The organism is Flavobacterium sp. ARAG 55.4, assembly GCF_051846875.1.
Taxonomy (GTDB): Bacteria; Bacteroidota; Bacteroidia; order Flavobacteriales; family Flavobacteriaceae; genus Flavobacterium; species Flavobacterium plantiphilum.
Genome location: NZ_JBPYCT010000004.1, coordinates 191,517 through 208,002, shown reverse-complemented (window position 1 = coordinate 208,002; position 16,486 = coordinate 191,517). Strand labels below are relative to the sequence as shown.

Sequence of the window (16,486 nt, the reverse complement as noted above, 5' to 3'; positions counted from 1 at the left end):
GATGATTCTTTTTAGCACTAGATGATATAAAAAAAGGTTCAAAAACAAATGCTTTTAAACCTTTTTTTGGATTATTTAATGTAAAATTAGAAGTGTAATCTAATTCAGGAAATAGCTTTTAAATTCTTCTAATTCACTATGCAGTTCTGAAAAATCGACAAACCATTTTCCTAGTTTTTCAATATCTGAAGGGGTGAGTGTATGAATGGCTTTTTGTAATTCTCTTGAAAAAAGTAAGGAGTCAAAACTTACTTTTTCTAATATTAAAATCGTATAGTCTAACATAATGTATACTGATTAAGATTAATAAATATGGGGCGCTTCTGATGAGCATTAAATTCGATAGGTAAAGGCTATTGTAGCCACACGGCTGTCAAGGTTATATCTTCTGTCGATACTGGTTTGTCCGATGGCTGAATTGATATTGTAATTTTTTGTTTTAAAAACATCGGTAATATTCAATTTAATACTCCCTTTTTTATCCAGTATCTGTTTAGAAAACCCGATGCTGAAATCAAAGAAATCGTCTCTTACATAAATTCCAACATTAGATTTTGACTGATATTGTGCATTGGCTTCGGCTTTCCAGGTTTCGCTAATAGTAAATGAGTTTTGCACATTTAAATTGCAGGTTACAATAGGGGTAATTCTATCGTTATTGAAAGTATTTCCCATATACCTGTTTTCAAAAATGTTAAATAATGTACTGGCTGACCACCATTTGTAAATTTTGGTCGTATTAGTAATATTGGTACCATAATTATATGATTTGTCCACATTTACCTGTGTGGTTATTGTGGTATTTTCTTCAGGATTATACAGATAAACTTCTGTAAAAACATCCTTAGTCTGATTGAAATACAGCGTAGCCATGACGATATTTTTCCAGCTATAACCTATTTCAGCAGCATCAGCTATTTCAGGAATTAAATTTGGATTTCCCTGATAATAATTGAACGGATCATTGTAAAAACGAAACGGGTTTAAATCAAATTGATTGGGTCTGTTAATTCTTTTACTGTAAGAAGCATGAAATGAATGATTGTCTGCTAAGTCGTATTTGATAGAAAGGCTCGGAAACCACTTTAAGTAATCACTTTTGTATTTCTCATTTAATGTTTTCTGATCAATAACTATTGCCGTATATTCAGATCGTAAACCAGCCTGAAAATTGATTTTGTCTAATTGATATTTATAATTAATGTATCCGGCATAAATTTCTTCATTGTATTCAAAATGATTGGTCGAATTCAAGTCAACTATCCATTCGTTATTTTCATAATATTCATAGACCGACGGATTTTCATTGTTTTTTATTCCGGCTTTAAATCCCCATTCTACAGTATGTTTTTCCTGAAAGGGATTAGTAAAATCAACTTTAGCTGTATAAACTTTTAGCAAAGAAGGAATAAAACCTCTACGGTCATTGACTGAGTTGGGATTGGAGTTGTCTGTGTTTTCAGCTGTTTGAAATTGTCTGGATCTGAATTTAGATGTTTCATATTCCAGATCAAAATTCATATTTCGACCTTTGTTATTAAATTTATGAACTCCCGAAAGCGCATAAGTATAATCATACCAGTTTTCTTTACTGTTATTATAAGTTGCTACATCCTGCAGTGATTGATTGTTATTGTCCAGCAAAATATTCCCACCATTGGCAATGTTTTCATAGCGACCTATTTTGGCATCGACATACATTTCTAAATTCGTTTTTGGCGAAACTTGATATTGTGTGCCAATTTTAAAATTGTTAGAAGTAAGCGGTTCATCGGTAATTGTAAATTGGCGATTAGTTGTTGCAATTTCTTGTCTGGAAGCCTCTGTATATTGAATTTGATTAAAAAGTTTACGTTCTTCTTCCCCTCTGAAAGTGTAGCTGTAATTACCAAATATGCCAAATTTATCTTTATTGTAACTCAGGTTCAAACCAGAATTAGTTCTGTTTTTTCTACTGCGAGCGTAATTAGTAAAAGCAGTCCCTTTTAATCCTGATGCCGGTGATTTTTTCATAACGATGTTAATAATCCCGGCTTTTCCTGCCGCATCGTATTTAGAAGAAGGATTAGTAATTACTTCAATTTGTTTGATGTTTGATGAGGTTGTCGATTTTAAATAATTGGCCAATTCTTTTTGAGAAAGCTGTGTAAGTTTGCCGTCAATCATGACGCTGACTCCTTGTTGCCCTCTGATGGCTAAGTCACCATCCTGAGATACCACCACTCCGGGTGCACGGGCTAAAACGTCTAATGCTGTTCCTCCTTCAGATACGATACTATTTTCCACATTAAAAATCATTCGATCTGATTTTTGAACATAAGTTTCTTTCTTTTTTACAATAATTACTTCTTCTAAATCATTAAAATAGGTTTCTATAATACTGTCTTTTTTCTTTTCAGCTTGCGAAAAACTAGAGATAGAAATGGTGAGTAGTAATAAGGTTATTAAGGTTTTCATTGTTAATATTTTGTGTTTTTCAATGCTGTATCTCAGTTTTTAGAGGAGTGTTTTTTATTAGATTTTGAACAAAAAGTTAGATTTTGTATTGCAAATATATATTTATTTATACTAAGTCTAAATAAGAAAAAATGTTAATTATTTAATAATTGTCATAAATGACTGATTGTTAGTAAGTATTAATAAAAAGAAATGTGTGTAAATGATTTATCAATAAGATTGGAATCATTCCATAAATGCTTTAGCATTTATGGAAAATATTTTATGTAGTATGTATTCCAGCCATATTTTGTTTTACTTTTTTCCAGCGATTTCAAACTTTCAATTGTTAATGTTAATGTTTTAACAAGAAAAAAGTTGATTTAAAGTATTTTTAAGCTATTGATAATTAGTCTTTTGTGTATTTATTTGGAATAAATTAAAATAAAATTGTTTAGAATGTTTTTAAATAATAATTTTGCACCAGATTTTATACAATATAATTTTATTATAATGCGATTAAAAAACATATTATTTCTGGCGATTTTCTTCTTAACAGTAACCAATATTTATTGTCAAAAAACTAAAGTAAAAATATCAGGAATGGTATTAACTGCTGATGGAAAACCTGCAGAAGGAGTTTCTGTAGCATTAAAAGGAACAACATATGCAGCATTGACAAACGGGAAAGGAGAATATGTAATTTCAACAAAGCCTGGAAATTATATTTTAGTGGTTAGCTACATAGGATTTAAATCGAAATTAACTGAATTAACTGTAGGAGAAGCTGATAAATCAGTTTCGAATATAACAATCGAAGAAGATACCGCCTCTTTAAATGAAGTTCAGGTAATTGGAAAATCACAGGTTGAGCGTATTAACGAAAAAGCTTATAATGTAGTTGCAATTGATTTAAAGCAACTTTATAATTCAAATGCGGATTTAAATAAAGTTTTAGGTACGACTACTGGTGTGCGTGTGAGAGAAACAGGGGGTATGGGGTCTGATTTTAAATTCTCATTAAACGGTTTTACAGGAAATCAGGTTAAGTTTTTTATGGACGGAATTCCTATTGATAGTTATGGCTCTTCATTTTCTCTCAATAATATTCCAGTAAACTTAGCTGAAAGGATTGAAGTTTACAAAGGTGTAGTGCCTGTTGAACTAGGAAGTGATGCTTTGGGCGGAGCTGTAAATATTGTTACAAATCCTTCAGTAAAAAGATATATTGATGCTTCTTATAGTTTTGGATCATTCAATACTCATCGCGTAGCTGTAAACACCCGATTTATGGGAAAAAATGGATTAGTGGCTAACATTAATGCTTTTGGGAATTATACGGATAATAATTATAAAGTAGATGTTCAGACGTTTAATTCGGATGGTACTTTCAATCCTGAAAGAAAATACGAGCATTTTCATGATGGTTATAAGTCTGGAGCTGTAATGGCAGAGATTGGAGTGAAAGGAAAAAAATATGCGGATTATTTATTGTTTGGATTAATGGCTTCTGCTAATAAAAAACAAATTCAAACCGGTACAAATATGCAGCGTGTAGTAGGACAGGCTTTTAATGATAGTAAGGCATTTGTTCCTTCTTTGAAATTTAAAAAAGACAGCCTTTTTACTAAAAACTTATCGGTAAACTTCATTGCCTCTTATAATATTGTAAAAACCAGAGCTGTAGATACTTCATCGTTAAGGTATAAATGGGATGGTACTAGTGTTGCAAGCGGGGTTGAAACAAGTGGAGGTGAATTAAATATGAACAAATCAATTTATGTTTTTGATGATAAATCTTTTCAGGTAAATACTACTTTTAAGTACGATTTAAATGAGCAACAGTATTTTGCTTTAAATTATTCAATTAATAATTTAAAAAGAAAAGAAGATGATGAATTTTATGATATTACCAGACCGGGTGAGCCTTCAATCAATAAGAATATTATTGGTTTATCTTATAATTTAGCTGCCTTTGATAGAAAAATGTCTTTCACTGCTTTTGCTAAAAAGTATTTTTTAAAAACTACGATGGTAGTGTTAGACGATCAATATGCTGATGAAGAAGACTGGGTTTATAATGAATTTAGTGATTCTTTTGATGATATAGGATATGGAGCGGCTTTGTCTTTTTTTCTGAATGAAAATTTACAGCTTAAGGCTTCTTATGAACACGCTTTTCGTCTACCAATTGCAGAAGAAATGCTAGGAGATGGATTACTTGTTTTAGCTAATCCAAATTTATTACCTGAATCTAGTGATAATATTAATGCAGGATTTAGCTTTAAGAAAAAGTTAGAAAATCATTCTTTTGGATTTCAGGGAAATTACATTTATAGAAATGCACAAAACTTTATCCAAGCTGAAACAACAGGAGCTCAGTCTAATTTTATAAATAAGGCTGACGTAAGAGTAAGTGGTATAGACGGAACTTTTCAGTATGGATATAAAAACAGCGTAACTTTTGAAGTAAATGCTACCTACCAGAAAACAATTGATGAAAGTATCTTCGATCCTGTGGGGTCTAATACCCGAAATGCAGATAAAGGGTATCAAATAGCTAATACCCCAATTTTTTATGGTAATGCTAATTTAGGTTTTAACTTCAGAAAGATTAGAACTGCAGATGACAATTTAAGTATTAATCTCTTAGCAAATTATATAGATGAATACTTCTTGGTATCTACCAGAAACGGTAGTCCGGATGATAGAAATACAATACCTGAACAATTTACACAAAGTATAAATACTGCTTATACATTTGGAAAAGGAAAATATAATATTGGTTTAGAATGCAACAATATTACAGATACTAAAGTGTATGATTACTATAAGGTACAAAAACCTGGAAGATCATTTATGGTTAAATTCAGATATTTTATTAATTAAATTTTAAATTAAGAACAATGATAACAAAAATTAAAAAACTTTTAGCTTTATTAGTATTGCCGGCAGTACTTTTTTCATGTAGTAATGATGAAGATAATTCAGAACAAAGGAATCCGGCTGATGAAACTTACTTATTATCATATCAGGATACAGAGTGGAATAGCTATGTTTGGCAATTCGAGTCGGTAGACGAATTGATGAACGGATCTATTGATATGGTTGGAAAAGGAACAGAACAAGCAGGCTCATTCGTACCTGTAGCAAATACTTTTTTTGCACTTACAGGTGATGCTGAAGGATCACTAGGTTTTTATCTTAATTCAGAAGGTGTAATAGCTAAAACTAATCCTATTTTTACAGGAGATACTTATGCTTATGGTACTACTGATGATGGTAAATTAGTTACTATTAATTCACCTTGGGATGCTAGTAGTACTCAGAATGAAATTAAAATTTACGACCCGGAAACTGTAAAAATTACGAATAGTAAATATGATGATTTTGCGATATCTAATGGACACTTTTTATGGCCTACAAGTGTATGTGTATCAGGAAACCGACTTTTCGTTTCAACTTTTGAACGTGATAAAGACTGGAAACTTTTCCAGGACAAAGCAGTTGTAAAAGTATATGAATATCCTTCATTGACTTACTTAAAAACAATTGAAGATTCTCGCACAACTGCTATTGGTCAATATTATACAAATACAGGTATGGTTCAAACAGAGTCTGGTGATATTTATACATTCTCTTCAAATTCTGTTTTATGTGGTTATACTCCAACTGCTTCTCACTCAGGAATTCTTAAAATTAAAAAAGGACAATCAGAGTTTGACGATGATTACTTCTTAGATATTGAAACAAGTGAACTTCAAGGGAAAGTTTTATCAGCTTACCCAGCCGGAGGAGAAAAAGTATTGGTTAATTATATTCCTACTGCTATTGATGCCGATCAGCCTAATTGGGGTTTCTTAAATTATAAATCATACAAATTAAAATGTGCTATCATTGATCTTAGCTCTAAAAAAATAACAAAAGTGACTAATTTACCTGATCACTCGGGAGATAACTATTTTGGTTTTGGAAGTGTATTAGTTGAAAGCGGTAAACTATATAAAAGTTTTGTTACTAATGATGAAAGAAGAGTATATCAAATTGATATTGCTACAGGAGTTGCAACATCAGGTGCTGTAGTTAGCGGTGGAGAGTTACCATCATTAACAAGATTAACTAAAAAGCAATAAAATAGAAATATTTTCTTTTTTTGGACCATACAATCATTGCTTTATATGTAATGGTTGTATGGTTTTTTAATATCTTTTTTTTATTAAAAATACAATAATGAATGTTATCAAAAAGCAGCCATCAAAATCAAAACCTAAATATCGCTTTAGTAAAATCAACGCATGGTTTCACCTCTGGCTGGGGTTAGCTTCTGGAATAATTGTTTTTATTATGGCAATCACAGGTTGCATCTTGGTATTTGAGCAGGAAATTAAGGCATTAACATCGCCCTGGTTAAATATAGAAGCACAGCATCCGGAAAAATTATTACCACCTTCTAAAATATACAATGCTGTTCAACAACAGTTTCCTAATAAAGAAATCCACGGAGTATGGTATAATGGTTTAGATAAATCTGTTAAAGTAGATATTGATTCCGATTCATTGATTTATGTAAATCCATACAATGCAAAAATTACCGGTATTGTAGATCATGAAGATTTTTTTCATATCATTGATGAAGGACATCGTCATCTGTGGTTAGACGAAGAAATTGGAACACAAATTACTGCCTGGGCAACTTTGATTTTTTTTGTTTTACTGATTAGTGGATTTATTCTTTGGTATCCTAAAAAGTGGAATAAAACAACAAAAGATGCAAGTTTTAAAATAAAATGGAAAGCAAAATTCAAGCGATTAAATTATGATTTACACAACGTCACGGGATTTTATGTCCTGATTTTGGCTCTTTTAATTTCGTTTACGGGTTTGATTATGAGTTTTCATTGGGTTAGAGAAAGTACGTATTGGTTAAGTGGCGGCTGGGCTGATGAACCTGTACAAAAAGAAAAAACAATTAAAAAAGCGACGGTAACGAGTAAAGAATTTGATATGCTTGAATCGGCGGATTTTATTTGGGGAAAAGTTCGTACTGAGATTGCGAAAGAAAATAATGAAGCAGTTATTATTCATTTTCCTGATGATCCTAAAGAAGATTTTTATGCGTGTACTGATATGAATAAAGGCGTTTGGAGAGATTTATATTTTGATGCAAATACATTAGAATTACTTCATAAATCTCAGAAATACGTTAGCGATGAGCGTTTTTCGAAATGGCTAATGCGTTCCAATTACAGTTTGCATGTAGGTGCAATAGGAGGTTTATCAACAAAGATTATTTATTTTGTTGCTAGTCTAATTTGTGCCAGTCTGCCCATTACAGGTTTTATTATTTGGTACAATAAAATGTGGGGAAAGAGAAAACGAAGTTAGGCTTTAATAATCATAAAATTAAAAATCTCCAAGTTATTTTTATGTCAAATAAAAATAACTTGGAGATAATATTATATTTTGTATATAATTTAGAAGTTAACCACTTCACCGTTATAACAAGCCTGGTAAATTGCTTTTAACTCCTCAAGAGTTGGTTTTCTTGGGTTAAAACCAGTACAAGGATCAGCTAATGCATTTGCCGTCATGTAATCCAGGTTTTTCTCCCAGTCTTCTTTAGAAATGCCAAATTCTTTGATAGATCCGATATTATTCACATCGGCTCTTAATTTTTCAATTGCCTGAGCTAAATCTTCAGCCGTTTCTTTTCCGATAACTTTGGCCAAATCCGGAAAACGGTTACTTGCTTTTTCGTTGTAGCGAATTACGTTTGGTAAGAAAATAGCATTTGAACATCCGTGAGGAATACCATATAAAGCACCTACCTGATGCGATAATGAGTGTACAATTCCTAACCACGCATTGTTGAAAGCAAGTCCGGCCATAAACGATGCATCGTGCATATTTTGACGGGCAACAATATTGGTTGGGTTTTTAACCGCTTCCTGAAGGTTGTCGAATACAATTTCCAATCCTCCTTTTGAAAGTACATCGGCAAAATTATTTTCAATATTAGAAACGTAAGCTTCTACACAGTGCGTTAAAGCATCAAGACCCGTGTTTGAAGTAATATGCGCTGGCATTGAGGCACAGATTGCTCCATCCACAATAGCAATATCCGGTGTTAGTTCATAAGAAACAATAGGATATTTAACTCCTTTTTCACGATCAGTAATCACTGCAAGACCCGTTGTTTCAGTTCCGGTTCCACTGGTTGAAGGAATAGCAATAAACTTCGCTTTTTTTCTTAAAACTGGAACACTGAAAGGTTTTATTAATGAGTCGAAATCAGTATCAGGATGTTCATAAAAAATCCACATTGTTTTAGCTGCGTCAATTGCCGAACATCCTCCTAAACCTACAATCCAATCCGGTTGAAAGTCGTGCATGACTTCCGCACCTTTCATCGCAGTAGCAGATGAAGGATCTTCTTCAACACCATCAAAAACTTTCACTTCGATATTCGCTTCTTCTAAAAAAGCAATCGCTCTGTCAAGAGTTCCGCTTTTTTTCATAGAACTTCCTCCGGTGACAATAATTGCTTTTTTACCTTCGATATTTTTTAGTTCTTCAAGACTTCCTGCACCATGGAAAATCTCTGATGCAATAAATAATTTGCTCATTTTTTTAATTTTTTATTAGTAGAGCAAAAGTAGAAGAAGCCTTGCCGGGGATGTTATACAAACAGGACTATACGGTATAAATTTGCGCCAGTTCATGCTGGAGTTCTGTTGGAGTCTCTTTTAATTTGGAACGCACAAATTTATTCAGTGCCGAAGGCGAACTAAAACCTAAATCGAAAGCTATCTCCTTATGAGAGTGTTCTGAAAAAAGCAATTGCCGTTTTATTTCAGTCAGAATCCGGTTATGTATGGCATGAATGGCGGTTTCGTTACAATGTTTCTTTGTTACAGCATTCAGCTTTTTAGTACTTACAGTCAATTTTCCTGCATAATAGGCAACTGTTCTTTCTGATTTATAGTGCTCGTTAAGTAATTTTTTAAAGTGGATAAAAAGCGATTTATCGGCATCCGTTTCCGGATGAAGTAAAGGCTGGAGTCCGTGAACCGATTCAATGAGTCCAAGAAGAAAAATTTTAATATAAAAACGTCCCTGTTCTTTTTTAATCAGACTGGGGTTTTTGTAAACGGCTTCTATTTCTGAAGCAATACTCTGGCTCTTTTGGAATTCCTTTTGCGACAATAAAACACAGTTTAGAATTTTAGAAAGATTAACATTGTAAGCACTTAATTCGTTTTTTAAAATATCAGAACAAAAAAGCACTTCTTCAAAAAGGATGAGTTTGCCGCTTAAATCAGTACTTGAATCTGAAAGAAAATGAACCTGATCAGGAAAAATTACAGCTATTTTACCCGCTTTCAGTAGTGTTTTTTTTTCTTCTATATGAAGCTGAATGGTTCCTTCTTCAATAATAAAAATACAGAAATGATCTTTTTTATGCGGTTTCAGGTATTCTTCTATTTGTTCCAATTTCAAATCAAAAACACGAAAAGACAGATTTCTGTCTTCTGTTTTTGTAATGTTTTTTTTGATTTCTAACCGGCTTAAATTCATGTAATGTGTATCTGGGGATTTATCTTTGCAACCCATTCTAATGGTACTTGATCGAACTGCAACCTAAACTGATTTCAGCAAATCTTTTTGCGGTTACAAATTTAATCAAATTTTAGAGTTGCAAAATGAATTCCGGAACAGGCTTTAAAGAGGAAGTTTATAAGCTTTAATGTTTAGCTCCGCAAAGTCTGTGACTTTGAGGATGTGTTACTCTGTCTGTGACAGATATAAAAAGCGCGCAGATTTTGCAGATTTCCGTAGAAAAATTATTCAGTAATCTGCGGAAATCTGCAAAATCTGTGTGAAAATTGAATGTTTCGAACGCAAAAGGATTTGCTCATGAGCGGGATAATGATTTTAGAACCGCGTTGCAAACGCTTTGTTTAGTTCTTAAAGTAAGTAGGTACTCGTTGTAAACGAGCACCAGATGGGAGGGTCGTGTGCAATAGCTATGGTTATATCTGCTGGTATAGCTTCCTTAAGTTAGATTTGTATAATATCTTTAGGAAATAGAAATACATAATGAGGATAACTATTTCCAATTGTTTTTAGACAGCATTTTTTAAATTTTAGCCCCGAGCCACACTCACATTTGTCATTGCGGCCACATTTGAAGTCGCTTTCTTTTACAAAACGTTCGGATATTTCAAGATCCCAATTCCCATAAGGATCATTAATAATGTTAAAGAGATATTCTAATGGATAGTAATTGTAATGATCTTTTTGAATACCAGTTTTTTCATCTACAATGAACATGACAGAAAATTTATTCCCAGGATCTTGTACTAATGCCGTGCCTAAAACTTCTGCATCGGTAACAATCCTATGGCACATTTCACCATCATAAATTTCTCCAACTAGATGACCACATGGTTTTCTTATTGATATTTCTTTATCACAAACGCTACATTTTTTCTTTTTTTTAAGTATTTCTACACTTAGGAAAATTTTATAAGGATAGAGAATTTGTAAGTTTCTTAACCCTTTTTCAATTTTGTACAAACCATAATTATTAGATTTAGTGTCGAAATGCCTTTTTAGATTATGAAATTCAATTTCAATCCTCTCAAGTTCGCACCAAGCCTTATAGTACTCTTTTTTTATTAAGTAATCAAAAGCTTGTCGATACTGTAAATGTACCTGAAGAATTGATTGTGCAACCCAAGATTCTGTAGCTATCTGTTGGTCGTCAACTAATAAAGCTTCTTCTTTTATATCTTGTATTTGATTTTGTATTTGATTTTGTAAAAACTTTAAATCTACTGTCTTTTCGAGGTCAATTAAAAGATCCCAAATCTTATTTTCCTTCATATTCTTTTAAAGCATTTAGGACAGTTCCGACTTCATTTGCGGGACCTTCATAATCAATTTCTTTAGATGTACTTGTACTATCAACTACAGTAACTGAAAATTTTATATGTGTGGGTTGTAAAAATTTTTTTTGTGTAATTTCACTTGGAGATTTAGATTCAACTACCTTTTTTACTGGTTGATTGTTGATGACCGTCGTCTTATTCGTAATCGTTGTAGAGTTATCTACCGTAATTATGGCTGGTTTACTTTCATCTTCTTTAATATAATTATCATAAATATATGAAGATAATACAGTGATAAAAATTGGAATGGTTACCGATAAAACAACAAATTTACCTAACCTTTTATAGTTATTGTAAAAAGCAAATTCAAGATAATTATCATCTCCAATACAGATATCGATAGAAATTTCCGAGGGTAGATTTTTCTTAAAGTATCCTATGAGACTTTCAGTTTCTATTGGGAATACTGGTGGAGTATCGTCACGTAAATTTTCAAAAGGAGTAAGTAGGATAGAAGCTTTTGCAAGTTCTTTTTGAAGTTCTTTATCGATATAGTCTCTACTTAACCAAGTTGAGAAAGTTTCATTACTGTCGTTAATAGTTAATGTCATAGTTTAGGCTTTAAATGCTACCAGCTAATTTGTATATAACTGCTATAATGTAGCGAGTATACACCTAAATTTAGGTGGATTGTCTCTATAAATTAATTCTTGTTGTTCGCTAAAGTAAACAAAAAAATATTTTCCTACAAAAAAAGCACAGCTTTCACCGTGCCTTTAAAAAATATATCTAAGTAAAACGTTTTAAGGAACCAATTTTATATTTGGTTTTGGAGCTGGTTTCATGCCGGTTCCCATATAAAAACTAGTGTGTGGCGGCTGGTTGTAACCTACATTTTGCCAGGCAATAGCTAAACGGTATTGGGAATCGTGCATTAGGGTGTATTGCCTAATTGTAGTTGGTATCGTGGTAGAATAAATACGCAATTCGCTGTTATCTTCACTTCTTAAAATGAGTTCTTCTCTCCAGTCGCCCAGAATATCTGCTGAAAGGGCAGGAGTAGATTTCGAACCATTATTAGAACGGGCACCTTCAGCAGTAAACAATCTCCCTTTTCCGTATTTGTCGATATAATTCGAATTCAGGATTTCTCTCGAAGTATCGCCATCCCAATAAATTAAAAAGTTAGTTGATTTTGGAGTTTCACCAATTTTATTTCCTTTGATATCATATAAGCCACGAGAACCGGACCACCACATTTGGGCACCCATTCTTGTCGCATCAATATTATCGGCAACGCCTCTTCCTACATCTTCATTAGGAGCTGCGGTAAACAAAACTTTTCCGTTGGCAGCCGAAAACAAAGCCACACCCGGACCTTTAGTACCTTCTTCGATTTCGTGAACGCCAAAAACTTCCTGACCCGGAATTTCAGGGTCTAAATCGCTCACGTGCAGGGCATCGCCATGTCTAAAACCTGTAGTGTATAAACCTTTGCCATCATCGTCCACCACCATAGAACCAAAAATGATTTCGTCTTTACCATCATTATCCACGTCGGCAACAGAGAGTCCGTGATTTCCCATTCCCGAAAAAGGATTGTTTCCGTCTTTAGTATCGAAAACCCATCTGGAGGTCAGTTTTTTATCTTTAAAATCAAAAGCAGCTATCACAATACGACCGTAATACCCACGACACATCACTACACTTGGATGTACACCATCTAAATAAGCCACACAGGCAGTAAAACGATCGACTCTGTTTCCGGTGTTGTCGTTTTTTCCGTTGCCGCCTTTTCCGCCCCATTTTCCAATATCGCCTCTTTCAGGAATGTATGGAACTGTATTGACAATTTTTCCCGTCTTTCCGTCAAAAACAGTCAGGTATTCCGGGCCTTGCAATATTTTCCCAAAAGTAGCCGATTTTGGATTCAAATCTCTCCAGTCTTTTGAAGCATCACCAACTATATTATTAGCGCTGTCAGTAGTTCCATCGGCGGTTTTGCAAACCAGTTCGGCTATGCCATCACCGTCTAAATCATACACCATAAATTGGGTATAGTGAGCGCCTTCGCGGATGTTTTTACCCAAATTGATTTCCCATAGAAATTTTCCGTCCAAAGTATAGGCTTGAAAAACAGGAGGATCTGTTAATCCTCTAAAAGAGTTATCAGCTCCCTTTCCAGTCATGTGGACAACCAATTCATAACGCCCATCGCCGTCTAAATCTCCTGTCGAAACATCATTAGGGATATAGCCTTCTTTTGCTTTCAGCGGAATAGACAAACAATTTTTATCAGGACTGTTGGCTTTTATGCTAAAACTCCCTTTTGCTTCTTGTTCAACTCCGTTTACAACGGTTTTTACAAACCAGCTGTTGTCTTGGCCGGGATTCGCTTTTTCATCAATAAGATTAGTCGCACCTGTAATTGGTTTTTCATTTACTTTAACTGCGGTTTTGCTGCCACTTTTTCGATACAAATTGAAAGCTAAATCATCTGCATCGGTACCTAAAACACGCCAACTGATATAAAAATGATTGTTTTCTTTTACAGCAATGAGTCCGCGGTCTAAGGATTCCATTTGTCTTTGGCTGAAGAGCAAAAAGCTGTTGGCCTGAATTAGGAGTAGTGCTAATAGGATTTTTTTCATTCTGGTTTAGGGTTTGGTTAATTGGTTAAAGGGAATTAGACTGTGAATAAGGGAAAAAGTTTAAAGAGTTAAAGTCTTTTTTGTAAAAAAAAAATCCTGAGAGTTTTTAATTCTCAGGATTGGATTATCAAAGACGTCAGTTCGAGTATTTTTTGAGTAATGTAATGGAGCAAAAGATGTATCGAGAACAGTTTTTGATGATAAGTTTTCTTGTTCTTTATACTGTTTTCTCAGCGAAATCAATACCAATTATGTTTTTACTAAAAATGGTTCTCGATACAAATTTTCTGAAAAAGCTATTCGCATTTCTGAAAATTCACTCGAACTGACGAAGATTTAGAATTAAAAAACAATTTTACTTAACGAGTTATTAAAACATTTTTTCAAGACCTTCCCAGCGTACGTTCCATTTGCCATCTTTGGGAAAACCAGGATTTTTTTCGGTAGTGCCATCCCAGCCGGCGCACATCATAGCAACTGTGGTAAGTACCCCGCCATTTCCAGGTAGATATAGTGGCAAACGGTCTTCCTGATAGTTGTGTCCGTTAGCTAAATAGGTGTTTTTTTGAACATCCATAAATAAAGCATCTACTGCTTTTTCCGGCATTCCTAAACGGGCAGCAGTCATTGCAGTCATAGGGAAATCCCAACCCCAGGTTTCGTTCCAGGACCAGGTTTTCCAAATCAAATCGAAAGTGTTTCTCATGATTTTTTTGTCTAATAAAGTCGTTTCAGGTAACATTCCATAGGTTCCAAAAACAGATGGGTGATCGGTTTTGTACTCCGGATTGGTATAGGAATCAGTGGCACTTTCAGTGGCTAAATACACATTTTCCTGTACAGGCAATGGCGATAATTGGGCAATAACTTGTTTCCATTTGGCTACTTCCGGTTCGCCTAAACGTTTTTTCCATTCTAAAGCCGTATTTAAAGCCCAATTCCAATAGGCTAATTCGTAAGTTGGGTTAAAAGTTTCGGTTGCTTTAAAACGCTCTTGAGCCGGAATTACTCCTGGACCCAGAATATATCGTTTTTTCTCCTTGTCATAATACGCAAAAGAAGCCATGAAATCAGCAGTTGCAAACACGCGTTTTTTGTATAAATCTAAAGTCGCTTTGTCTTTGTGGTCGCGATACATTAATTCGGCATAGGTGATAAAATGCGGCTGTTGCCAAATCAATAAAGCTCCAATAGAAGAAGGGGCTTCGTTACCATCCGGATCGGTCATTTTTTGCCACCTTACCCCATCAAAACCTTGTCTCTCGGCAATTTTTTTAGCATTATCATAGACTTTATTGTACCAAGGCAGGCTTTTTTCCAGCAAACCAGCTCTTCCCCATAATGGGAAATGTACGCCATGCCACCAGTGCATTTCTAAGTGCGGTTTTCCGTACCAGCTGTTGTAAGTTAAACCAGTTTCCTGTGGTGGTTCATTTCCTGTACATTGTAGTTTAGTTAAATATTGTGATAAAACGACACGACGTTCTAATTCAAATGCACGTTCATCAGTACATTGTGAAAAATCAACTGCACCACCGCTTTTCCAGAACTTCTCCCATCCCGAAATACTGCTGGATTGAACAGCTGCAACATCCGGAATTGCCATTTTTCCTTTGTGAGCCGGAGCAAATTCGCAACTGAATTCAAATTCACTGTTTTTAGAAGGAGTCAGCAGGTAGTAATGCGCTTCTTTTTGAGCAATAGCGGCTGTTCCTTTCCATTTTAATCCCACATTATAGGTAATCGAGTCCATTTTATGGGTAATGATGGCTTCGTTTTTTCCGTTGTTTGAAAGTGTGCTGGTATAGGCAAAATCAGCTTTCCATAAATTCCCATTATCACCCCATTTCATGGTTGGAAAAGGAATACGCATACGAATTTTTAATTGTCCTTTTTTTATTAAATCAGAGGCAACTTTCACCCCAATAACATCTTTTTCCTGATGTGAAGCGGTCCATACTTTTACGGGAGTTCCTTCCAATGTAAAAGTGCTTTCAATTTCTCCGGTCCATACATTTAGTGTTTGTTTGATATTTTTAATATCTGATGGCTGGGCTAATGCTCCATCCTTTTTGTACAATTCAAATCCTAAATTTCCTAATTGCAATCGGTGCGCATTGGCACGGAAATATTCTACTGCTTTTGCAGCATGTTCAGGTGTTTTTATTTGTACCGAATAAGGGATTTGTCTGCCGTTTTGGTCGTAATCTCTTAAGGTTTCTTCAAACTTGTAATTTTCCGTATTGGGTAAAGCATCCCATCCCCATTCTGATTGCGTTCCTAACGGAAGACCTGCCTGATAATAATCCGGGAATGTTTGCAATCCGGTAGCATCAACGGTAAAGGCAAAAGTTCCGTTTCCGACTGATAACGAGTTTAAAGTATCAATTTTAGTGATGTTAACATTATGTCTGGTTACAACTGCTTTTCGGTCAATTTTATCCTGTGCTTTTGCTGTGGTTAGTAACAAACACAGGGAAACTGCGATGAATACTTTTTTCATAT

11 protein-coding genes are annotated in these 16,486 nt (G+C 34.2%); 3 read left to right on the top strand and 8 right to left on the bottom strand.

Features of this window, described 5'->3' with window-relative positions; all coding sequences use genetic code 11:
* Positions 1-99: 99 nt before the first annotated feature.
* A complete protein-coding gene (locus tag ACSV4D_RS06590) occupies positions 100-285 on the bottom strand; it encodes a hypothetical protein (RefSeq protein WP_408081693.1) in 186 nt (61 codons plus the stop codon).
* A 48-nt stretch (positions 286-333) separates the two neighbouring features.
* Complete coding sequence (locus tag ACSV4D_RS06585; RefSeq protein ID WP_439227588.1) at positions 334-2,457, bottom strand: TonB-dependent receptor domain-containing protein; 2,124 nt, start codon at positions 2,455-2,457, stop codon at positions 334-336.
* 438 nt (positions 2,458-2,895) lie between these two features.
* On the opposite strand from ACSV4D_RS06585, the gene ACSV4D_RS06580 reads away from it, so the two are divergent.
* The 3 genes from ACSV4D_RS06580 to ACSV4D_RS06570 all read left to right on the top strand — a co-directional run bounded on the left by ACSV4D_RS06580 (position 2,896) and on the right by ACSV4D_RS06570 (position 7,821).
* The gene (locus ACSV4D_RS06580) at positions 2,896-5,325 is read left to right on the top strand and encodes a TonB-dependent receptor (protein ID WP_439227587.1); all 2,430 of its coding nucleotides are present in this window, start codon (positions 2,896-2,898) and stop codon (positions 5,323-5,325) included.
* A gap of 17 nt (positions 5,326-5,342) precedes the next feature.
* Positions 5,343-6,569, top strand: coding sequence for a DUF4374 domain-containing protein (locus ACSV4D_RS06575; RefSeq protein ID WP_439227586.1), 1,227 nt, complete (start codon positions 5,343-5,345; stop codon positions 6,567-6,569).
* Positions 6,570-6,666: 97 nt separating this feature from the next.
* A complete protein-coding gene (locus tag ACSV4D_RS06570; RefSeq protein ID WP_439227585.1) occupies positions 6,667-7,821 on the top strand; it encodes a PepSY-associated TM helix domain-containing protein in 1,155 nt (384 codons plus the stop codon).
* A gap of 89 nt (positions 7,822-7,910) precedes the next feature.
* Here the strand turns inward: ACSV4D_RS06570 and ACSV4D_RS06565 are convergent, their stop codons facing one another.
* From ACSV4D_RS06565 to ACSV4D_RS06540, 6 genes are all read right to left on the bottom strand, one after another.
* The gene (locus tag ACSV4D_RS06565) at positions 7,911-9,062 is read right to left on the bottom strand and encodes an iron-containing alcohol dehydrogenase (protein WP_439227584.1); all 1,152 of its coding nucleotides are present in this window, start codon (positions 9,060-9,062) and stop codon (positions 7,911-7,913) included.
* Positions 9,063-9,129: 67 nt separating this feature from the next.
* The gene (locus tag ACSV4D_RS06560; RefSeq protein ID WP_439227583.1) at positions 9,130-10,014 is read right to left on the bottom strand and encodes an AraC family transcriptional regulator; all 885 of its coding nucleotides are present in this window, start codon (positions 10,012-10,014) and stop codon (positions 9,130-9,132) included.
* A gap of 483 nt (positions 10,015-10,497) precedes the next feature.
* Complete coding sequence (locus tag ACSV4D_RS06555) at positions 10,498-11,325, bottom strand: YecA family protein (RefSeq protein WP_439227582.1); 828 nt, start codon at positions 11,323-11,325, stop codon at positions 10,498-10,500.
* On the bottom strand, positions 11,312-11,941 hold the full coding sequence (locus ACSV4D_RS06550) for a hypothetical protein (RefSeq protein ID WP_439227581.1): 630 nt from the start codon (positions 11,939-11,941) through the stop codon (positions 11,312-11,314). Before ACSV4D_RS06550 ends, ACSV4D_RS06555 begins: the two co-directional genes overlap by 14 nt.
* A 192-nt stretch (positions 11,942-12,133) precedes the next feature.
* Complete coding sequence (locus tag ACSV4D_RS06545) at positions 12,134-13,981, bottom strand: rhamnogalacturonan lyase (protein ID WP_439227580.1); 1,848 nt, start codon at positions 13,979-13,981, stop codon at positions 12,134-12,136.
* 370 nt (positions 13,982-14,351) lie between these two features.
* Positions 14,352-16,484 (bottom strand): hypothetical protein, encoded by a 2,133-nt coding sequence (locus ACSV4D_RS06540; RefSeq protein WP_439227579.1) that lies wholly within the window; start codon positions 16,482-16,484, stop codon positions 14,352-14,354.
* Positions 16,485-16,486 lie beyond the last annotated feature (2 nt).